General features: G+C 54.7%; 17 protein-coding genes and 2 pseudogenes. All 19 read right to left on the minus strand.

Features of this window, described 5'->3' with window-relative positions; genetic code table 11:
* The 19 genes and pseudogenes from BUE09_RS09035 to BUE09_RS09125 all read right to left on the minus strand — a co-directional run bounded on the left by BUE09_RS09035 (nt 1) and on the right by BUE09_RS09125 (nt 21464).
* Nucleotides 1–354, minus strand: coding sequence for a hypothetical protein (locus tag BUE09_RS09035; protein ID WP_143164646.1), 354 nt, complete (start codon nt 352–354; stop codon nt 1–3).
* Nucleotides 355–534: 180 nt separating this feature from the next.
* Entirely contained in the window at nt 535–930 is a 396-nt protein-coding gene (locus tag BUE09_RS09040) for a VanZ family protein (protein WP_073300680.1), read from the minus strand.
* Between the two features lie 224 nt (nt 931–1154).
* On the minus strand, nt 1155–2231 hold the full coding sequence (gene galE, locus BUE09_RS09045) for a UDP-glucose 4-epimerase GalE (protein ID WP_143164647.1): 1077 nt from the start codon (nt 2229–2231) through the stop codon (nt 1155–1157).
* 78 nt (nt 2232–2309) lie between these two features.
* A complete protein-coding gene (locus BUE09_RS09050; RefSeq protein ID WP_197675246.1) occupies nt 2310–3713 on the minus strand; it encodes an undecaprenyl-phosphate glucose phosphotransferase in 1404 nt (467 codons plus the stop codon).
* 272 nt (nt 3714–3985) lie between these two features.
* Nucleotides 3986–5059 (minus strand): glycosyltransferase, encoded by a 1074-nt coding sequence (locus tag BUE09_RS09055; protein WP_073300681.1) that lies wholly within the window; start codon nt 5057–5059, stop codon nt 3986–3988.
* A 79-nt stretch (nt 5060–5138) separates the two neighbouring features.
* Nucleotides 5139–5933, minus strand: coding sequence for a glycosyltransferase (locus BUE09_RS09060; RefSeq protein WP_073300682.1), 795 nt, complete (start codon nt 5931–5933; stop codon nt 5139–5141).
* Complete coding sequence (locus BUE09_RS09065; RefSeq protein ID WP_073300683.1) at nt 5930–7036, minus strand: EpsG family protein; 1107 nt, start codon at nt 7034–7036, stop codon at nt 5930–5932. The genes BUE09_RS09060 and BUE09_RS09065 overlap by 4 nt, the downstream gene beginning before the upstream one ends.
* A gap of 407 nt (nt 7037–7443) precedes the next feature.
* On the minus strand, nt 7444–8358 hold the full coding sequence (locus tag BUE09_RS09070) for a glycosyltransferase family 2 protein (RefSeq protein ID WP_073300684.1): 915 nt from the start codon (nt 8356–8358) through the stop codon (nt 7444–7446).
* A gap of 52 nt (nt 8359–8410) precedes the next feature.
* The gene (locus tag BUE09_RS09075) at nt 8411–9544 is read right to left on the minus strand and encodes a polysaccharide pyruvyl transferase family protein (RefSeq protein ID WP_143164648.1); all 1134 of its coding nucleotides are present in this window, start codon (nt 9542–9544) and stop codon (nt 8411–8413) included.
* A 7-nt stretch (nt 9545–9551) separates the two neighbouring features.
* Nucleotides 9552–11318 (minus strand): thiamine pyrophosphate-binding protein, encoded by a 1767-nt coding sequence (locus tag BUE09_RS09080; protein WP_073300685.1) that lies wholly within the window; start codon nt 11316–11318, stop codon nt 9552–9554.
* Nucleotides 11315–12400 (minus strand): NAD-dependent epimerase/dehydratase family protein, encoded by a 1086-nt coding sequence (locus BUE09_RS09085; protein WP_073300686.1) that lies wholly within the window; start codon nt 12398–12400, stop codon nt 11315–11317. The genes BUE09_RS09080 and BUE09_RS09085 overlap by 4 nt, the downstream gene beginning before the upstream one ends.
* Nucleotides 12397–13926, minus strand: a complete 1530-nt coding sequence (locus BUE09_RS09090; RefSeq protein ID WP_073300687.1) for an MATE family efflux transporter — start codon at nt 13924–13926, stop codon at nt 12397–12399. Before BUE09_RS09090 ends, BUE09_RS09085 begins: the two co-directional genes overlap by 4 nt.
* Nucleotides 13927–14706 (minus strand): annotated as a pseudogene (locus tag BUE09_RS09095) (nucleotide sugar dehydrogenase); the annotation flags it as partial.
* A gap of 52 nt (nt 14707–14758) precedes the next feature.
* Nucleotides 14759–15283, minus strand: a pseudogene (locus BUE09_RS09100) (hypothetical protein); the annotation flags it as partial.
* Nucleotides 15246–15932, minus strand: a complete 687-nt coding sequence (locus tag BUE09_RS09105; RefSeq protein ID WP_073300689.1) for a hypothetical protein — start codon at nt 15930–15932, stop codon at nt 15246–15248. The gene BUE09_RS09105 and the pseudogene BUE09_RS09100, both read right to left, overlap by 38 nt.
* A gap of 65 nt (nt 15933–15997) precedes the next feature.
* The gene (locus BUE09_RS09110; RefSeq protein WP_073300690.1) at nt 15998–16723 is read right to left on the minus strand and encodes a tyrosine-protein phosphatase; all 726 of its coding nucleotides are present in this window, start codon (nt 16721–16723) and stop codon (nt 15998–16000) included.
* A gap of 559 nt (nt 16724–17282) precedes the next feature.
* The gene (locus BUE09_RS09115; RefSeq protein ID WP_073300691.1) at nt 17283–19529 is read right to left on the minus strand and encodes a GumC family protein; all 2247 of its coding nucleotides are present in this window, start codon (nt 19527–19529) and stop codon (nt 17283–17285) included.
* Between the two features lie 136 nt (nt 19530–19665).
* On the minus strand, nt 19666–20199 hold the full coding sequence (locus BUE09_RS09120; RefSeq protein ID WP_073300692.1) for a polysaccharide biosynthesis/export family protein: 534 nt from the start codon (nt 20197–20199) through the stop codon (nt 19666–19668).
* A 77-nt stretch (nt 20200–20276) separates the two neighbouring features.
* Nucleotides 20277–21464 carry an outer membrane beta-barrel protein gene (locus BUE09_RS09125; RefSeq protein WP_073300693.1) on the minus strand — a complete coding sequence of 396 codons (1188 nt, stop codon included), beginning with the start codon at nt 21462–21464 and terminating at the stop codon, nt 20277–20279.
* Between the last annotated feature and the right edge of the window lie 60 nt (nt 21465–21524).

Genomic DNA, 21524 nt, shown 5'->3' on the forward strand with positions numbered 1-21524 from the left:
TCAGCAACCCTCGGTGCTCTCGTGCCCGGCATGCCAGTCGCCCTCGAACACGTGACGAATCTCGTGCCCCACGCAGTAGGGATAGTTCTCCCGCAACACCTCGACGACACACACGCCATTGGCGCAACGCGACAGACCAAAGGCCTTCATGCTGGGTTTGTAATCGATCTTGTCGACCAGCCGCACGTGGATAAGCGCCTCGTCCCGCGTGACTGGCGTAGCCGGTTCACTGGCGCACCCCGTCAGCAGTGCCAGCAGGGCGTACACAATCGCAGCCGGTGCGAGACGTACGGATGAATGCCAACCAGACACCGGAAGAATTGCGGTTTCGACACCCCTCAATCGACTAGCCATATTTCGCCCTCATCCATCTGGAGCGGGCGAAGCGATCGTCTTCCTCGAATCCCGCCGAACATGAATACGGACCGAGGCGGATGTACAACGTTGCAAGCGAAACGGCGACGCCGATGAACGGTCAGCTCAGGCGTTGGTTGCGGCTTATGTCAGATATCGGCGCGCTTGGATAAACGGGCCTCAAGCGCGGCCCTTCACGGCTATTTGTACTGCCGTAATTGGGTGCTGATGACGAGCCCAGCGGCGGCAAATGCCACGCCAGGCTACCGAGCTTACAATTCCGCCCCCTACTCCCAGCATGTTAGCGACCATGTCCGCCAGGGAGGCGAAGCGATGCGGCTGGTAACCCTGAGCGAGCTCGATCAGCACGGCGGTCGCCAAGCACAGCGAAAAGATCCAGCCAACAGACCAGCGTGGCAAAGCCAGCCGCATGCTGAACGCCAACCCAGCGAAGCCCAGTAAGTGGTGCAGTTTGTCCTGCCGATCAAACACCTGCGGCACCGGATCGGGCCGCAACCCGGCATAGAGAAGGATTGCCGTTACAGCCAGCAACGGCAGGAATCGCCAATAGCGCATCAATCGAGACTCTCGGCAAACCAAAAGGAAGGAAGAAGCTAACCCGCATTAAGGAATGCAGGTGCCACGTATAGGCATGGTCAGGGAAAGCGCGACGATGGCGAGCTGGGAGCCGCTAAACCGACTGGGTAAAGCAAAACCGGCCATGACCTCGACATCACGAAGCGATAAATCAAGGGCGAAATGTCTTGGCCGCGCCTGTGTGCCATCGACAGGCAGATCACTTACGAGGCGATAGATGCCGGAGGTAACGGCACACCCGATTCCAGCACTGAATCTTCATCAACATAACCATCCGGATTGCCCAGCTGCCAGCGCCACGTATCGCGCATCATCGCGTCGATCCCTCGCCTGGCCTGCCAGCCCAATTCCGAGGCGGCCTTACGAGGATCCGCCCAGCATTCAGCGATATCGCCGGGGCGACGTGGCGCGATGCGATAGGGAATCGATCGGCCTGACGCCTGTTCGAACGCGTGGATCATCTGCAGCACGCTGTAGCCTGTACCAGTACCCAAGTTCCACACGTGCAGGCCCGTACCGCAAGTGAGGCGCGCCAGCGCCTTCAGATGCCCCTCGGCCAAGTCCACAACATGGATATAGTCACGCACACCGGTACCGTCCGGCGTCGCATAGTCATTGCCGTAAACCGTCAGTTCACGGAGCTTGCCAACAGCGACTTGGCTTATGTACGGCAGTAAGTTATTCGGTATACCGTTGGGCGATTCCCCGATCGACCCACTTTCGTGTGCACCCACCGGATTGAAATAACGCAACAGCGCAATCGCCCAGCGCGAGTCGGACGCCGCCAAGTCGCGCAACGCCTCCTCCACCATCAGCTTGGAGCGGCCATAGGGGTTGGTCGGCGTACCGGTGGGGAAATCTTCGGCAATAGGCATGCGCTCCGGCTCGCCGTACACCGTGGCCGATGAACTGAACACCAGCCGGAACACGCCCGCCCGAGCCATGGCGCGGCAAAGCGAAATGCTGCCGGCCACATTGTTCTCGTAGTAGGCCAACGGCTCACGCACGCTCTCGCCCACGGCCTTGAGCCCGGCGAAGTGCAGTACGGCACTGATATTGTGGGTGGCAAACAACAGATCGAGCATCGCCGCATCACGAATATCGCCACGCACGAAGCTTGGCGCCCTGCCGCAAATGCGCTCCACCCGCTCAAGGGACTCGACCGAGCTATTGCACAGATTGTCCAGCACCACCACATCATGCCCAGCCTCAAGCAGGGCAAGCGTTGCGTGGGAACCGATATAGCCAGCGCCGCCGGTCACCAAGATTGTCGAGGTCACAAATGCGTCCCTTTATAAAAAAAGCGCCACACCGGCGCTATGAAATACCAAAACCTCGGGCAAGCCGCACCCGGAGGTTCAGTAGGCGTTTTTGTTGATAAACCCTTTGAAGACCGTAAGCAGGATGATCCGCAGGTCCAGCAGCAACGACCAGTTCTCGATATACCAGAGGTCGCATTCGATGCGTTTTTCCAGGTCGGTATCGCCGCGCCAGCCGTTAATCTGAGCCCAGCCGGTAATACCGGCCTTCATCAAATGCTTCTGCATATAGCCCGGAATTTCATACTTGAACTTGTCCACGAATACCGTCCGCTCGGGGCGAGGCCCGACAATGGACATATCGCCCTTGAGCACATTGATGAATTGCGGCAGCTCATCCAGGCTTGTGCGCCGGATAAAGGCACCGAACTTCGTGGTCTGCTTGCTTTGCGCGCCGCCCCACGTCACGCCGGTCTTTTCCGAGTCCACCGGCATCGAACGAAACTTCAGCATCTGGAAGGGCTTGCCGTTCCAGCTCACACGCTCCTGTCGGTAGAACACCGGGCCGGGCGACGACAGTTTTACCCCAATCGCCACGGCCAGCATCACCGGCGAAATCATCAGCAGGATCAACGCCGAGATAACGCGGTCTTCAACAGCCTTGAGAAAACGCGCTCCGCCCGAAATCGGCGAGCAGCTCATATCCAGCAGATACAGGTTGGCAACGTGGGAAATGTTGTGATTGATCAGGCGGAAGTCACGCATATTCGGCATGAAGCGCACGTTTGCCGCCGTAACACCAAGATCAGCAATGGTCTGCTTGACCCGCTCTCCTTCTGCCAGCGACAGGCAGATCCACACCTCGTCGCTTTGAATATCCTGAACACGGCTGGCTGAATAGGGGAGCCAGCTGAGCTTGCTTTGCGCCAGCTCGTTATCGGTGTCGTCCCCCATCAGGTAGATCGAGCTGATATCGAAACCGGCGGTTGGCTCAGCCTGCAAGTGGCCGGCTGCCGTGGCACAGGAGTGCGCGTCGCCGATAAGCACCACATGGCGGCGGTTGCGGCCCAGCATTCGATAGCGCTTGAGCAGCGGGTAAACGGCTGCTCGGGCCGAGACTGAACCAAGGAATGCGACGGCAAGGGTGCTCACCAGCCACACCCGTGAAAACGACTCCGAAAGGCCGGTGAGGAACAACAGGCTGGTACAGCTCAGCCCGACGATCACATACCCCATCAATAGCTTGAAGAGCAGCGGGCTTAGCACCCGACCCCGCCAAGTGTTGTATACCCCCATCGAGGGCAGCACGATGGCCACCAACAACACGCCAACCGTCACGCCCCAAACATACTGAGGCTCCATTACCCACTGCTTCAAATAGGCAACATAAACCACATAGGCAGCCAATGCCGTAGCAGCCGCATCGGTCAACTGCGCAAGCCTGGCACTGAGCCAACCATACTGGTGGGACAGGCTTCTGCTTCGTTTGAATGTCAGTTCCACAATGCCTCCAAGCAATGAAACGGCGGTATCGTCAGCGCCGTAGCGACATCCGCGACAGCTGCCAATCAACTTCTTTGAGTAGGTAACGGTTACTTGCAGCGCATTGAACATGCGCCGGCAAATACATGAAGAAATGGGCGAGAACCAGGCAGGTTCAGTCGCTGATGCAATCTCGCACAGCTTTGCCTGTCAGGCTTGCGGCCTGCAGCGCAGCGTCCAGATCGGCGACAGCAATGCGTTCTAGCGTGCCCGCCCTTCATAAAATGATTCCGTTATTTCGAAAGCAGTGCTTCCATGTCCTTGAGGTAACGATTCAAGTTAAAACGTTCTTTTGCAGTACGAAGCGCGTTTTGCGCAACTTCCGCAGATAGTTCTTTCTGAGAGAAGGCCTTAATAATCAATGAAGCGGCATCCGCATTCTTATTGAATAGCCATCCGGTTTTATCGTGATCCACCACGTCTATGTTGCCTGCACAATCTGATGCAACCACAGGAACACCAATGGACATGGCTTCCAGTACAGAGACTGGCATGCCTTCCCAAAGAGCAGTTGAAAGATATAGATCGGCTTCGGATAGAAACGCCCAAACTTGCTCTTTTGAAGCCCAGCCGCTTATGCGTACTCCGGCAGATTCAAGTATTTTGCGAAGGGGGGGGTCACCATCTCCCACCCAGAGAAAATTGATAGAAGGGTCTTTGGATCTGACTGCTTTGGCAATTTCTGCAAAATGCTCAGGCCCTTTTTGTAGGCGAATCTGTCCGACCGTAATTACCGTACGTTCATTAGTGAGCGATGATTTGCTTGTGGCTGGTACGGAGCTGAAATCCAGGGCATTTTCAACCAGGTAACATTTGCGAAAAGGGATAGCTGCTTGAATTGCAAGTTGCTCGCTCTTGGAGCAGGCAATATAGCTGGATTTTTTTAATGAACCTATCCACTCAAGAGTAATGAAGACAATTTTTTTAAATTGCCCAATATCCTTCCTCATGAAAGATATGCAATGTGGGATATAGAGAAATTTTGTTTTGTTCAGCGTGAAAAGAGCAGCGAGCCTTCCCAGAAAACCAGCAAAGGATGAGTGCATAAATACTTTGTCGGGTGACAGGGAGTTCAGTGTTTTTCTGAGCGGCAGTATGCTGATTAATTTTTCTTTAGGCGAATTCATTTGTACTTGAAAAAGCTTTATCTCTTTGTCAAATAGATTATTGAATTCTCTTGGTGTTTCTGAGCGGGCTGAATATATCACGCTTACGATGTGGCCTCTCTTTACTTGAGCATTCGCCAAGAGGGCTGCCATTGATAGTGTTCCCGTAGCAGTTGCTTCGATAATATGCGTGATTTTCACGGGTTTACTTTATGTTGTTGATTGATGGTGTGCAATGAAATGGGGGTGTAGGTAAATCAGGTGAGGGATGGTGCGTGAGTTAGTTTTTTTGAAGGATTTTTTTTAAGGCTACAGTAAAGCCCCTTGGGGTATAGAGCAAAAAGATAGATCGAAAAAGGCCATAGAAGGCTATGGGGCTGCAATCAAAATTATTCAAGATAATTCTAATTCGGCTCTTTATTTGGATTTTTCTCTTTTTGCTGGAGATGCCGTTGGGATTGATGGTGCAGTTCACAAGGGATTCTTGGATGTTATAGGTTTTATGCTTTTTGATTATTTTGAAAAAGTAAGCATAATCCTCTGCTGCTGGGTAGCTAGTGGGGTATAAGCCTACCGATCCAATAATGCTGCTTCGGAACATTACAGAAGGATGAGTAAAGGCAGCATTAATAAACATCGCTTTTTTTATCTGATTATGAGTTTCTGGTTGGCGCAACGTGTACATGTTATTTCCGGTCATGTCCGTGAAGTCTGCCCAGCTTCCTACAAGGCAATAAGACGGGTGCTGCTCTAGGAAGTTTATTTGTTTCTGGATCCTGGAGTTCTTACAAGTGTCTCCGCAGTCGAGTCGGGCTACATACTTATAGTGCTTGCTGCAAAATTCCAATCCTTTGTTTAAAGCATGCTCAATGCCCTGATTTTTCTCCAGTTCAATGAGGTGAATATTTAGGGATCCGTTATAGCGTGGAATTATATCGATAGCCTTGCTGTTGGTGCTTCCGTCATCGACCACTATCACATCAGGTCCATTGCTGATTCTGTCAATAGAATGGATAGAGGTAAGCAACGAGTCGTCATCGTTAAAGTATGGGATGAGTACACAACATTGTTTCATAGCACAATTCCGAGTGTTTCAACGGCGCTTGCTCGAGTGAAGACAAGTATAGCCATTGCTAAGAATAATAGACTATATACACTGTTCTTGGCTGCTGCAGGTATTTTTATGGTGGATATAATTATTGCCACAGATATGGGCACGGAAAAAATAAACCAGACCATATATCTTTCTGATATGTCAGGGTTGCTAATGAAAAAAAACATTAAAGATAAAATCATGAGCAAGTATTTTGAGATTTTTTCGTATGATTTAATTGAATTTGTTATCAATAGTCCCGCGTAGATAGTAATGCATAGCCAGAAGTTAGTTGTTTCCCAAGCTGCTCCGATGTGTGATATTCGGTCTCCTTTGAAATAAAGGTTGGTTTTCTCTATGAGCCAACTGAATCCAGTAACGCTAGCTAATGTATCCATAAATATGGAAATAAGCGGAGAGCTTACAAATGCGAGCACCGGTAGTGCTATGTAGTACTTCGTTTTGTTTGGCACTCTAGCGAAAGCAGGATATAAAAAAACTATAACTGCCGACCAATGGAAGCATGTCGCAAGTGCGGAAAATATGAGGAATTTTTTGGTTTCTTTTTGATAGAAATAATGGAAGGCAAGCAGACCAATAGGTATTGAATATACTTGCCGCATCGCGTTGCCGGTGTATACAGCAAAGAATGTTGTGAAGACTAGGGCGAATATGAGCGGTGATAGTTTCGTGTCCTTGAGGGTTTTTTTATAGGCTATATATGTGAGGGATGCTATCACAAGGTAATTTGCAACAAGCCAACCTCGCTCATTAAATAGATTCTTTAATAAAGCCTGTGTGGGCCAAAATAATATTTCCGTCCCGTATCGCGCATCTTCGGTAGCAGTTAGTGGGTTTCCTATCCGCCCAAAGGCGGATAAATAAGTTGCGGTATCACCGCCAGAGCTAAAAGGTCTGAAGCCGATAAAATACAATCCTATTATAAGTGGGGGAAGTGTAAAAAAAATAAGATTGTGGGCGTTGTATGCGCGGGATTTTTCGTAAATTAAAGTGTTTCTCTGTGGGGCTAATGAGATTAGCCAACTTGAGAGTAAATAAGTGCCCAAGGCGAAGAGTGGAAGCATCTTTTATCACTGTGTGGTTTATTTATAAACGTACAGGGGCTTTTGCAGTTTTTATGTTATGGTGATTTTTTACAGCGCGCTCAATAGAGCTAAAAAGGGTATAGATTTATTTTACGGCGAGTTTATTACCAATCGCAGGATTCCTTTCAGCCCTTTCGCTCAATATGCAACCCAGCGATCTTCTGGATTTGATTGTCGAATCGACTATTGATCATAGGTATCCCGCGCTACAAAGCCCCCCGGATTATGCTCATTTCTGCAGGCAGATGATGCGGATGGTTGCGTAAGCTGATGCGACCCGTCTTAGGCATGCGTGCCTGCACGTTCCGTGGAGAACTCAGCGTGGATCAGCAACTGAAAATAAATCTGCCCCTTGGTTTTAGTTATCCTGCGAAAGTAGTGTAAATTTAAATAAAGGAAAAAGACGCGAGATACACAATCTTTTGTTTGATTGTAACTGGTTTGTGGAATTTAAAAGCTTTCCTAGCGTATTTTATGGAGTTTAAAATATCTCCCCGCAGCAGAAGAGTTTTGACTGGATACATATGGGATTCCATTCTTTTATAGCCTAAATGCTCAGGACTGAAGAATTCCATTTTTTCTGCTTTTATTAAAAAGCCCATTACGTTATTAAGTTGAGGCAAGGGGTCTTTAGGTCTGGAGAGAGAATTATTTCTGATGTTTCTGTAATAGCCGATTCCGGTTGCGCCTTTGCATTTCTTTTGGGATTTAAATAGTCTTATTAATATGTCGTAATCTTCGTTGCATTTTAATGTTTCATCGAACCCGCCGACTGAAATAAGATTTGATCTGTTGAATAGGTAATAATAAACTGCACCTGGGACTCCCGTCCCTTCTACGTCTATTAGGTGCGTCTCGATAATCCCATCTTTGCTAGAGAAGACCTGCGTCTTGCCTTCGGATGTTATGCCTGCTCCGTAAACTCCAAAATATTCGCTGTCTAATTTTTTTAGAATCTCATATTTATCTTCGAGATTGTTAGGTAGCATTTTATCGTCCACATCCAAGAATGCAATGCAGTCGCCATATGCCTTTTGTAGCCCGTAGTTTCTTGCGCTGGAAACGCCTCCGTTAATCTTCTTGAAGTATACGATTTCGATGTTTTTTGTTTTACCAGAAAATTCAAATGTTATATGTTTGGCAGTATCCAGTCTGCTCCCGTCGTCAATGACAATGATTTGATCTGGTAAAAGTTTCTGGCTGAGGACGGATTCTATCGCCTGTCTCAGATACTCGTATTCTTCGTATACGGTAATTATGACTGATATGGTTTTCTTTGTTTTTTTGGTGGCGGTATTCACGTTATTGCTCTTTAGGCTTGGTGCCTCTAAAGTTGGTGGCTGAGGGCGGCGTTTATGAAGCAATAAACCTGCTCGGCTTGGCAGTATTATGTAGGTTCTTAAATTGCTGGAGTGACGGTGCGCGCTGAATATTAACTGAGTGCCCACTTGGGGATGGTATATGTCGTTCTATGCTCGCAGTCGATATGTGTATTGATTCGCCTTCTTCGGCTATCATGCGCGCCAGGGATGTAAATCTGGTCGCGCCTCTGCTGCTGTTTAATATCACCTTAAAAGGCTTTCCAAACAGGATTGCGAAAACCATGCCGTGGAATGAGTCGGTCAGCACGAATTTCGCGTTATAAAGGCCGGAGAGCCAGTCCTCTACAGGTGGTTTTTTATAGTTGGTCAGATCTGATTCAGCGAAATTTTCAGTTGGACACTCGTAGAGTGTTTCATCCATTTCTTCGCTAACTTTTTTTGCCAACTCAGTTTTCTCAGATGTTTTATCTAGAAAATAAGTGAAGATACCATATGGGTTTTCTTTCAGATGCTGTGGATCAATCAGCTGTTCATAGTCGGACTTGTCTAGCAGGAGTGTAGGGTCCAAGGCATGGGAGGCCGCCACGCCGAAATGCTCTTCACAAAGATGAATGCCTGAGATTTCACGTACGCTGACGATGTTGAATTTTTTAGCAAGTTGGGCGCAGCGCTCTGTTTGCTTTCTAGTGTATTCCCATGTATCCACTCCAAAGGATGAAGCATAGGCGATGCGCAGGATATCCTTGTCTTCTAGAAAATCCAGGAAGAAGTTGTAGATGTTGGGTGAATATTGAGGCCGCCAGGTTTGGTCGCTGCCAACGATCACTGCGTCGTAATTTTCACGATCAAAATGGTCCCTGAGCTGCTGCGTACTGTACAGCGGCTCGGACATGGTGAGATGTTGATCGATGAAACGTCGAGTGTGCTGCAGTATGGTTGGCAGGTGCTTTTCGAAGTTGATCGGCGCTTTGCGCTTGCCGATGGCTTTCATACCCGCGCGGTAGGCGATGCGGGCGGCCTTGTAGGCCAAGCCGGGTTGGTCGGGTTGGCGGTCAATGGTGACAACTTCGTGCCCCATACGCTTCAGCACTTGTTGCAGTGCCCAAGCCTGCATGATGCCGCCGTAATTTTTACCCAGCGGCTGGGTCATGATGGCGATTTTCATGGATTATTCAGCGCTTCAGTAAACGTTTGACGGTTTCTATGCCTTTCGGGCCCAGCAGTTTCTTGGCCATTTCCTTGGTCTTGCCCGCCGGGTTTGAGGCAATGTTCTGGATACTTTCCAGTGCCTGACTTTCCAGTTCGCTGTCGGTGAATACTTCGAAGATGATCGATTTGCCGCCAACTTCGGGGGCGATGAAGCGTTGGTAGTGGACGGCAAACTCTTCCTTGCTGGTAGCCGCCAGGTACTCATAGCCAAGATCGGTGGCAAAGTTCTTTACCAAGGTTGGAGATTTGCAGCCAAAGTGGCCGGAAGCTGCCACAAACTCTTCGGCACCTTCACCGAAGTAAGCTGCGTGGTGATTGTACTGGCGGAACTCGGTGCCTTTGCCGTTGTTGACCAGCAGTATGCGCAGATTATTGCCGGCATGTCGGTTGCCCAGTACGTTGAGATCGTAGAAAAAGGCCAGGTCGCCGATCACCGCAAAGTAGAGTTTGTTTGGGTTGGCCAGCGAGGCGCCAATCAGCGATGAGAGGCCGCCATCAATGCCAAAGCCGCCGACATTCGAGGCGGCAGTGACGCTGGCTGGCAGCTCGTAGAAGTTCCAGCAGCGCAGGCTGTTGAGAATACCGAAATGTATGGTCGAGCCTGCCGGTATGCGGTGGGCCAGCTGGCTGGCCAGCCAGGCGTTCGACAGAGGCAACTCAGGCAGATTGTCGCGAATGGCCTGCAGTTGCTGGCGGCACTGTTCGTAATAGCCGGCGTTGACCGGTGCCTGACCTGCGGCCTGCCCGGCATAGTGGGCAAAGAATGCCTGCTCGGGCATGGCGAACACATAGCGCAGCTTTCTGAAGGTGTCCCTGATCTCGCCGTCTTCACTGACCCGCCAGACTTGCCTGCCGGCCATGCCAAGGGTGGCGTAGTCACCAGTTACCTCGCCGATGTGGATCAACACATCCGGCTGGCAGGGGCTCTTGTCGAGCATGGTCTGTGCGGCTGCGAGGGCGAATAGCAGGCGGTTTTTGCCCTGGTAGCCACTGCTGTGATCACAGAACACCACGGCACCATATTGCTCGCAGAAGCTTTCCAAGGCCTCGGTTTCGGCTTTGCTCCAGGTTTTGTGAGCGCCGACGAAGACGGCTATTTTCCTGTGATCCGGCGTGCCCAGTTCGGGAAAACGGTCTTGTTCGCTGATCCGTTCGATCACCCGGTAATCGGGCAACTGTTTGACGTCATAGGGTTTGCTGTAGGTAGTGGGCAGATTGATGTGTACCGGCCCGCCGCCATGGCGTTTGAGTTCCAAAATGGCTTTGTTGACCTTGATCTCGCAGTCCCAGACGTCCTCGTCATCTTTAACGATGGGGAGTTCAACGCTCAGCGTTACGGCATCTTTCGGCATGGAGCTTCGGTCAATCACCTGTGCGACGTGATGACCGACTCTGCTGAATGCCTGCATTGAGGTAATGGCCAGCACTGGCAGCTTTCGGTAGAAGGCTTCGGTCATGCCGGGCAGGTAGTTGCGTGAGGCAGTAGCCCCAGTGCAGCTGATGACCACTGGCTCATTCAGCTCCGCCGCCAGTCCGCAGGCCATGTAGGCGGCGGAGCGTTCGTCCACGGAGGAATACATGATGAAGTGCGGGTCCTGCTGCATGCTGGACACCAGCGCTGTATTGGTGGTGCCGGGGGATGCAATCACGTGCCTGATGTTGTGGGCCTTCAGCAGGTACAGGATGACCTGTGCATTCTTTTCCCGGGTGTAGGCGTAGTTATAGGTCATTGGTATTTATGCTGAAGTAATGTCGCAAGAGGTGTGTGACGGAAGAGCCAATACTTGGCGGCATTTTTGCATCCAGGTATGGCCTTAAAGGGGGTGTGCTCTGCCAGCATGCGATCCTTGGTGGCCTCAACGCGCCAGTTGATGGCCAAGAAGCTGGGCGCTGTAAGGAACTGTTCAAGGCACTGCGCCAACCCCGATAGTGGGTCGGTAAAGTGCGAGGTATCTACAAAGCGGCGGATTTTGCTGTTGTCGAATTCGCGGTTGTAAAGGCGGTCGTAGAGGATTTGGTACTTGCCTGAGCGCCAGCGCGTGAATTCATCCATCGCTTGCAGTACCACTTCTGGCTTTGAGCCCAAGTGAGTCTGGAGCACTTGCAGGTAGACGCGCAGTACGTCGGACCACGCTAGCGAAGTGTTCGCCGTGATATGGAAGGCCTGGCCATGGGCGCCGGGGGCGCCAACCAGTGCCTGAATACCATTGGCCACATCCAGCCCGTAGGTGAGCGTGGTGCGTTTTGACTGAATGTCCTTCGAATCCAGGATGGTCCGGCCGTTAAGCGCCCGGTACAACCAGTCTTCCTTCTCCTGTACTCCTAGTTGCAGGCGCTGCGCGCTGAAGGTGATGTAGGGGCGAACAATCGACCAATTGCTGCTGTTGGCGTCGAGCAGGAGGTTCTCCTGACGTGCCTTGGACAGCGCATATTCGTCGGTCGCGAGGTAATCCTTATCCGTACATACATCCAGCAGGCGCGGGCTGTCTTCGGTAATGGGCGTTGGGGATTGCGCATACACGCGCGCGGAGCTTAGGTAAATGTAATGGCCCGTAGCATTCAGGAATTGCTGATAGCGTTGCTTGAAAACACTGGTCGGATAGACCATGAAATCGATGATCGCGTCCCAGGTTTCGCTGAGCAGCCCTCTGAGAAATAGCTCGTCCTGCGCGTCGCCCTTAAGGTATTGCACGTTGCCAAGCTGGCCGGCTTTGCTGCGCGAAGTCACCACAACCCGCGAAGCCTTCTGGGCCAGCAAATCCACCAAGTGAACGCCCATTGCGCCCGTGCCGCCGAGTACCAGCACTTTCATGCGTTCGCCCCTTTTCCTGCTACGCGCAAAAGGATCAGCGCTTTTATTTTTGTACGCCAAGCCTTGTCGAGACCGAAGTAATAGGTGAAGAGCGTGGTGCCAATGACGCTCACCATTACGACGGCCGCTGAGCCGAGCAAGCCATCGGTTGTCCATTGCTTGAGCAGGAGCGCGGGTGTTGCCGACAGCAGGGTGACAATGCCGAGCGGATACAGAACTTTTAGGTAGTAGGGTGTCATTGGAAGGCCAATCAGGCCTTTTACGAGCAGCAGGCGAACCTTGAACATCAGCAGGTTGGCGATGATGGCGACGATAAACACGGCGTACGCCGGGTAGCCCGCCTCAAGCACTGCCCAGGATGCCCCAAAGATCGCCACTTGAATGCTACCCAGAGACAGCTCGTACAGTTTCATTTTGCCGGGCGCCCGGGCTGCGGTGGCAAGCGGCAGGCTGAAAGAGAGGATCAACGATTCAACCAATGCCAATTGCGTGAACAACACGGCCTCCGGAGGTGGTGTGGCCAGCCAGAGGGTCAGGATGGCTTCCATTTCGAGCATCATCGGCAGGGCAAAGACCCACATCAGAAAGAACGTAAGTTTTGAGCCATTTAGGATCAGGTTGAACATTTCGTCCTTCTGATCGGCTGCGTAGCTTTTGATGATCGGGGGATACAGGCCGGTGTTCAGGTTCTGTGAGAAGACCATGGCCTGACCGGCCACCGTCAGCGCGATGGCTCGCGCAGCAACTGTCGCAGGGTTGAACAACTGGTTGATCAGTACGGTAACCGCCTGGTTGCGGAATACCGTGGTGAGCTGGCCGAAGAGCGTCCAGCCCGTGAAGTCGAGGGTTTCTTTGAGCTGTGCTCTGTCCCAATGGATTTTGCGGAACTGGCATTCGGCATACTTTTTCAAACAGATGCCGATGTAAATGGTCGTGGTGATTAGGGCCGTAATCAATAGAAATCCGGCATAGAGTACAAGCACATCACCGGCCGCTCGCGACAGCAGCATTGCAGCTCCCAGCTTGAGTACGGCCTCTATCACTGAAACCAGCGCATACAGGTGCATGTCCTCATGGGCGATGAGGATGGCTATGAACGGCGATGCCAGGATGCTAGCGACAAAACCCAAGGCAACCAATTGGTAGACATGCAGGGCTGCCAGCCTGCGATCTGTTGGCAGATTTAATTCTTCTGTGACAAACCACAGGCCTATGGTCTGTAGCAGTAGCAGGGCAATCAGGCCGATTGCCAGATATAGCACCCAGTTTACGCTGAAGGTTTGCTTTAGCTTGAGATCATCCTGCTGGCCTATGGCGTAAGCGAAAAAGCGTTGGGTGGCAGAGGCCATGGTGCCGGGCAGGAAGCTGAGAAGGGTGACAAAGCCGGCCACGGCGGTGTAGATGCCGAAGTCGCCCACACCCAAGGCGTTCAACACTACACGCAGTGCGTACAGGTTGATCAGCACTATGACGATCTGACGACTGTAGAGCGCCAGCGTATTTTTCAGGATTCGTTTGTTGCGCATTCAGGCTGACCAGATGCCGCGGGTATCTATGACGCTGCCAGATTGGCTGGCAGTTGTGCTGGCACTCCTGAACTGCTGGTGGTCAACCAGCAGCACGTTGATAGCGGCGTACTGCTCAGCCTCCTGTTGTGCAACGAGTCGCAGCCGGCCTTCAAGGCTTGCCGGTAACGCCCTGATATTCGGCTCCACGGCCAACACCGGCCCAGGATGGGTGGCTGCGATCTGCTGAGTAATCGCCAAAGCCGGACTTTCCCTCAAATCATCAATATCCGGCTTAAATGCCAGCCCAAAGCAGGCAATGGTCACGTCCTTCGCGGTTTTATCCGGGTTTTCCATCAGGTATTCCGCAACCGCCTGTTTGGCCTTATTGATTACCCATTCCGGCTTGCTGTCGTTCACTTCCCTTGCAGTGCGGATCAGCCGCGCTTCTTCCGGTGTTTTGCTGACGATAAACCAGGGGTCAACGGCAATGCAGTGGCCGCCCACGCCGGGGCCGGGTTGCAGAATATTCACGCGGGGATAGCGGTTAGCCAGGCGGATCAGCTCGTTGGCGAAGGCGATGTTGACGTCGCGAAAGCTGTTTTCCGTCAGCTTGCACATTTCGGCGGTGCGGGCGTTAGTGATCACGCACTCGCCCTGCCTGAACAGCTTGTACAGGCTTGTCGCAGCTTCCGAGCATTTGGGCGTCATGCCACCAATCACGCGGTCGTTCTGTACCAGTTCGCGCAATACATGGCCGGGCAAAACACGTTCGGGGCAGTGGGCGATGCGGATATCCGACGATCAGCGAGGTGCGTTGCGCCTGTTGTTCCTGCCAATAGCGCCGTGCGAGTTTGTGCAGCGGCAGGAAGATGGCGGCCTGGGCGGCAAAACCCAGCACAGCCCAGAGCAGGATCACCTCGCGGGAATACAGCTCGCTGGTTTTGGTGACGAAGGCCAACGCGGTCAACCCGGCCAGCAGCACCAGCCATGCGCCCAAGAGCCGGGCAAGACCGATCAGGTAGCCATGCTGCTTGTAGTACACCTGCAGCAGCGAGTAGACCGGCACGGAGCCAAACAGCGTCACGATCACCAGGATGCGATAGTGCGGGTCGATGGTCCCTGTCTTGATGTCCGCCAGCGTCACCAGCAACAGCGTCAGCGCCACGTTGGCGGTAAGCCACTGCAGCCAGAATGTCAGGCCACGACCAGACAGCGTTTGCGCCCTGTGCACGCCTACTGCGCGACGCTGCGCCGATTGCGGCTGGCTTTGCGCGATTACCCTGTAGGTGCTGGAGTCAAACTGCGTCACAAGCAAGTTCCTCGAAAACGTGCTGCCTTCACTGGCAGAGCTTGCGGGTGGCCTTGAGCGATGCATCAAGGCTGTTACAAAGGGTATCGGTCAGGCCGTGTTGCGCGGCGAGTGCTTGCGTGTACTGCGCATCACGCGGGCCGTAGGCAACGTTGAAACGGGCGGATTCGAGAAAGCGCTCGCGCTCGCTTTTGGTCAACTGCGGCCAGGCCGCGAAGGCGATAGTTACCACTTCACGCTGCACTTCGATGCGTGATGGCCCCAGGTCGCTTGCCTGGCCAAGTGCCTGGCGGAATTCGTCATCGAACTGGGCCAGTTGCAGCTTGGTATGCGCCAGCCGGGACCAGGTGTGGGGCCATGTCGGGCGTGCCTGGGTGGAGGCGCGATAGCTGTCCAGTGCGGCCAGTCGCGATGCCTGGGCCTCGGGATTTCCGAAGGTTTGGGTGAACTGTTGCCAGCTGTAGACGCGGCCTAGCCGGTCCAGGTATTCGCCGTTGGCGGTCGGGTACAGGTCTACCGCGCGTTGTGCAGCGGCCTGGGCGACGGCCCAGGCGCGGGGGGTCGGTTCCTGGCCTTTGCTGGCCCAGTCTTTGAGGAAGATTTCTGTCTGGTAGCTGGCCATGCCGGCGAGTGTCATGCGGCCGCCCGTGTAGGCCAGCATGAGCATGAGCAGCAGCACGACGAGCGCCAGGCCTTTTTGCGTGACGCTTTTCACGTTTTCCGTTTGGGAGCGCGAATGCCGGCGTACCCGGCGGCTCGCCCGGCCTTGAGTGTGTTCTGTCATTGGAAGTGGTGTTGGGCGATTTGCCAGGGGTTGTGCCTGACCAGCGCCTCGGCCTTGGCCTCGCCGATGAGGCGGGCGGCATGTTGCATGCCTTCGCTGAGCAGTGGCGGGCGGTACTGCTGGTTGTGGGCGTCGGTAGCCAGGATGGTGACGACGCCCTCTTCCAACAGGCTATGTGCAAGCTCTTGCGCTGCCGGCCCGAAGCCGCCGGCTACCGAGGCGGCTGTAACCTGGAGCAGGCAGCCTTGGTCGAGGAACGACTTGAGCTTGCTTGGGGTGCGCAGCAGGCCTTTGTTGCGTTCGGGGTGGGCGATCATCGGGATGATGTTGCGCTGCAACAGCCAAGCCGTGAGCCGTTCGGCGCCAAAGGGGATTTCGCCGTGGGGGAATTCCAGCAACAGGACCTTTTTGCCCTCCCATTCACCCAGGAAGGGGATTTCGTTCTGGGCGATGCCGACCATCAGCTCCATGCCGAAGCGGACTTCCGCGGCGGTGCTTATGTGCAGATCGATACCGGCCTGTAGCAAGCCGGCCACCAGTTCGGCCTTGGCGGCAGCGATGGTTGCCGGGGTGTTGTCGTAGCGGCCGGGGTGGATATGCGGTGTGCAGACCAGGTGGGTGATGCCGTCACGCACCGCCATGCGCGCCAGGGCAAGCGAGGTTTCGAGGTCAGGCGCCCCGTCGTCGATACCGGGGAGCAGGTGGTTGTGGAGGTCGATCATGGTGATGGGGGTCTGGTTGTGGGAGCGGTGAGTTCGTTGTGAGGTTTTTTAAAATGGTGGTTCGGTGTGGCTGGGTTGTGGCAAGCCTTTGGCCTGCATTCGCCGCGGGGGCGCGCCTCCCACGGAGCGGTGCAGTGTCGTAGGGTGGATCGCGCTTTATCGATCCACCGATTGGCGGCCATGGTGGATGTGGAAAGCGACATCCATCCTACGGTCCTGGGTTGTGGTAGGCCTTGGCCTGCATTCGCCGCGGGCGCGCGCCCGCGGAGCGGTGCAGTGTCGTAGGGTGGATCGCGCTTTATCGATTCACCGAATGGTGGCTATGGTGGATGTGGAAAGCGACATCCATCCTACGGTCCTGGGTTGTGGTAGGCCTTGGCCTGCATTCGCCGCGGGCGCGCGCCCGCGGAGCGGTGCAGTGTCGTAGGGTGGTTCGCGCTTTATCGATTCACCGAATGGTGGCTATGGTGGATGTGGAAAGCGACATCCACCCTACGGGACGTGGGCTTGTGGCGTAGGTGGCCAACGCTTTTTTGGCCACCGATAGAGGCCGTACGGGTCAGGCGGTTTTGTTGCTGCTGTAGCCGTAGTAGTCGTAGTAGCCGCCGTAGCTGTAGCCGTATTTCTGCGCCTTTTTGATGTCTACCTGGTTGAGGACGATGCCTTTGACCGGGGCGTTGTTCTGCAGCAGTTGGCCTACGCCCTTCTCTACCAGCGGGATGTGGGTGGAGTCGGACTTGATCACGTAGATCAGCGAGTCGGCCAGGGTGGAGAGGACGATGGCATCGCTGACGGCCTGGGTCGGTGGCGAGTCGATGATGATGCGGTCATAACGGCCCTTGAGCACTTCGATGGCCTTGGCAAAACGCTGCGAGGAGAGCAGTTCCAGCGGGTTTGGCGGTACGGTGCCGGCGCAGATCATGTCGATGCCGTCCACGGTCTTGATGCACTCCTCAAGTTTGGCGTTGCCGGCGATGAGGTTGGCCAGGCCTGGCGTGCCCACCGGGAAGTCGAAGCTCTTGGCCAGCGTCGGGCGGCGCAGGTCGGCGTCGATCAGCAGCACGCGCTCCATCTGGCCCAGGGCGAAGGCCAGGTTGACCGAAACGGTACTCTTGCCCTCCCCCGGAATCGACGAAGTGATGACCATGACCTTGTGCGGGTGGTCGATGGCCGACAGCACGACGCCGGTGCGAATGGTACGGATGGACTCGGAGAAGCTCTTGTCCTTGTCGGTGGTGAACAGCCGCGCCATGTCGCTGCGCTCGCCTTGCTTGATCATTGGCAGGATGCCGAACACCGGAATGTTCAGGCGCCCTTCCACCGCTTCCGTGCTCTTGAAGGTGTTGCTCAGGGCGTCCAGCAGCAAGGTCAGGCCGACGCCGACAAACAGCGCCAGCAGCGCGGCGATGGCGACGATAAGCGACTTCTTCGGTTTGATCGGCTCGTTCGGCACAACGGCCTTGTCGACGACGCGGGCATTGGCGCTGTCCATGTCGGAGGTGGCGGCCGTTTCCTTCAGACGGGTCATGAAGGTGTCGTACAGCGCACGGTTGCCGTCGACTTCACGCTGCAGTTCACGCAGCTGGAACTCCTTGCGGGAGATGTCCTGAATTTTCGATTTATTGGAATTGAACGAGGCCTGCAGTGAATTCTCGTTGGCCAGTGCCAGTTGGTAATTGCGCTCGATACCGGCAACGATCTGTTCAACTTGCCCGCGCAAGCTACCCGAGGCGGCGCTGAGGTCAGAGCGCGCGGCGGCCATCGCCGGATGACCCGGACCATAGCGTTTGGAGAGCTCCTCAACCTTCGCCTGGGCCTTGGCCTGCTCCGCCTTGAATTGCTGAATCAGCGGATGCCCCAGTACTGCGGGGATGGTCGCCAGCCGCTCCCAGCCGCCGTTGCGCATGCTCTGCACCTGGCGATACTGGCTTTCGGCCTCAGCGCGCTGGCTACGTGCATCAATCATGCGATCACCGGTCAGCGACAGCTCGGCCGCGCTGATGGTGGTGACGCCGTCGACATCAACCAGGTTTTCCTTTTCGCGGAACGCCTGCAGGCGGTCTTCAGCGCTCTTGAGCTTGGTACGCAGCTCACCGAGGCGGCTGTTCATCCAATTGGTAGCGGTCATGGACATTTCCATGGTCGCTTCCAGCTGGGTTTCGATAAAGCCATTGGTCAGGGCGTTTGCAGCCAGAGCAGCGGTGTAGGGGTCGGCCATGTCGACCTGAACCTTGACCAGCTGGCTCTTGCCTTGCGGCGCGATGCTGATGCGTTCCATGAACTCGATAGTGACGGCATCGAAGATGTCCGCTTCGGTAGTGTCCAGTCCACTCTGAAGGTCGCCCGGCATGGTGAAGGGCATCGCCTTGCGGAAATCCAGCTTGGCCAGCACGCCGCTCACATCGATCAGCGGCTCGGGCTGCTGCCGCGGATCGAACTCTGGGTGGGTGGTCAGGTTCAGCTGACGCACCACACGCTCGGCCAGAGCGCGGGATTTCAACAGTTCGAACTGGGTCTGCAGATATTCGGTACCCGCGCCTTCCAGTCCGTATACCTGTTCGATGGAAACAACCTTGGCGGCTTTTTCCTCGATCAGCAGCGTTGCCGCTGCGCGATAGATCGGCGTGATCGCGAGCACCCCAAGGATCGTCACCATGGTCACCACCAGCACCAGGGTGATGATGCTCCACTTGCGGCGCCAGACGGTCTGCCAAAGTTTCAACAGGTCAATTTCGTCATCGTCGTTGTCGTCCTGGCGCTGGCCGACCAGGTTGCGCTCGATGATCTGGGTATTGTCGCTTGTCATGCTCGGAAAAACTCTGAATAGATGTAGGCGCTCAGGCACCGGACCGCGCCCAGTCGGCTCGGAGGCCGCCCATCAGGAACGACGATTTACGTATCGGCCGCGAGGTCTACAGCGGCGCTGGCTCAGCTTCGACGGGCTAGAAGAAACCCTGATCGACGGTGATGGTGTCGCCAGGTGCGACAACGGTGTCGAGTGTGCCGCTGATCGGCTTGTCGCTCTGCTGGTCGCGGATCACATTGATTCGCTTAGTCGAAGCGCGCTCGGTCAAGCCGCCCGCAAGGGCGATGGCACGCCGCAGAGTCAGGCCCGGCTGGTAGGGATAGCCGCCCGGTTCTTTCACTTCACCGCTGATGAAGAACTCACGGTAGGTCAGAACACTGACCGATACGCGTGGGTTGATCAGGTATTCGCCCTTAAGGTTGTCGACGAGCATCTGTTCAATTTCCGACGCAGTCTTGCCCTTGGCGCGCAGCTCCCCAATGAACGGATAAGAGAAGGTGCCGGCATCGGTAAGGCGCAGCTCCTCGAAGCTCAAATCCGGTTCGCCAAATACGTTGATGCGAATGACGTCGCCTGAAGCCAGCTTGTAGGTAGAGCTGCCTTCGGCCTGGGCATTGGCGCTGAGAAGGAACATGCCGAAGAGCATGCTGAAGAACAATCGACTGAACATATGACTCGGTTTCTCTTGGTTGTCGCGCGAATGATCCGGAAGCCTTGCTGCTGCCGGATCGTCCGTAACCGCGGGTATTACAGGCTGGCTGTGAAGCTGATCGAATAGATGTTGCGTTCGTAGCTCTCGTTCACCACGTTGGAATCGTTCTCGGCGTACTTGTAGCCGACGCCGATATCCAGCCAGCGACGCATTTCGTAGTTCAGGCCCAGACCGAAGATGTCGGTCTTGTCGAGACGGTTGTTGACCGTGTCATCGATGTAATCCTGCTCGCTACGGGTGTAGCTAGCGATGGAGTACACGCGATCAAGCCAGTAGTGCTTCCAGTCCAGGGTGGTGCTGGTTGCCTGGATTGCCGATGCGCCGTTTTCGCCTTCGTCCAGGGCGCGTCGCGCTTTCAGGCCGAAGGTGGAATAGGTGCGCGGCTGCCAGGTGATGCCGGCTTCCCACATACCGCCCGACTGGTCGTCATTGATGTTGCGGTCGAACTCTTTCTTTTCACGACCGAACTTGACGGTGCCGGTGGTCTTGGCCGTGGCGTCCCAGGTCAGACCGCCGAGGAATGCCAGGTTGGTGGCGTCCAGACTCTTGGCCGAAACGTAGGAGTAATCGGTGTGGCGCAGCTCGGCCAGCGCACGGGTCTTGGCGCCGAGGCGGTAGTACAGCGTGCTACGCAGTGCTGTGGCGTCACGCTCCTTTTCGGAGTTCAGGCGCGTACCGTTGGAGCGAAGCCCGGTGTTGTCGTAGCGCAGCTCTTTGTAGTCGGCACCGAAGTCGATCTGTGCGCGGGCAGTCTCGACGCCATAGGTGTACACGCCACCGATGTTCTTGCTGTTGTACTTGTCACCCTGCACGCCCGGAGTCGCCGAGGTGGTTTCTTCCACCTTGTGGTAACCGGCATTCAGGACAAGCTGATTGCGCGCATTGAAGCGGAACCCAGCATCACCCGTCAGGTGATGGTCGGTGTTGTTGTCCTTGTGGCTGGAGTGGAAGGTGTCACTGTCAGCGGTGTAGGCCAGGACATATTCGGATTTACGGCCGTACGCCGTCAGTGCCAGCGTCGGCGAAATACGGGTGATCCAGGACGATTCTTCGTTGTTTTCCACTTCACGGAAGTTGTCGTCATAGCTTTCAGTCACTTTCAGCGTCGGGGTAAATTCCAGACCGTCAGCGATCTTCATGCTCATGGCTTCAACAGCCAGAGCGCTACCACTTGCAGCGGAAACAGCGATTGCCAGCACGCTGGCCTTGATTGTGTTGCTCATGCGTTCCAGTCCCTTACACATCGACAGGAAGTTTCGAGAGCAGAAGCCGGCCTATCGCCG

This window comes from Stutzerimonas xanthomarina DSM 18231, from assembly GCF_900129835.1.
Classification (GTDB): Bacteria; Pseudomonadota; Gammaproteobacteria; order Pseudomonadales; family Pseudomonadaceae; genus Stutzerimonas; species Stutzerimonas xanthomarina.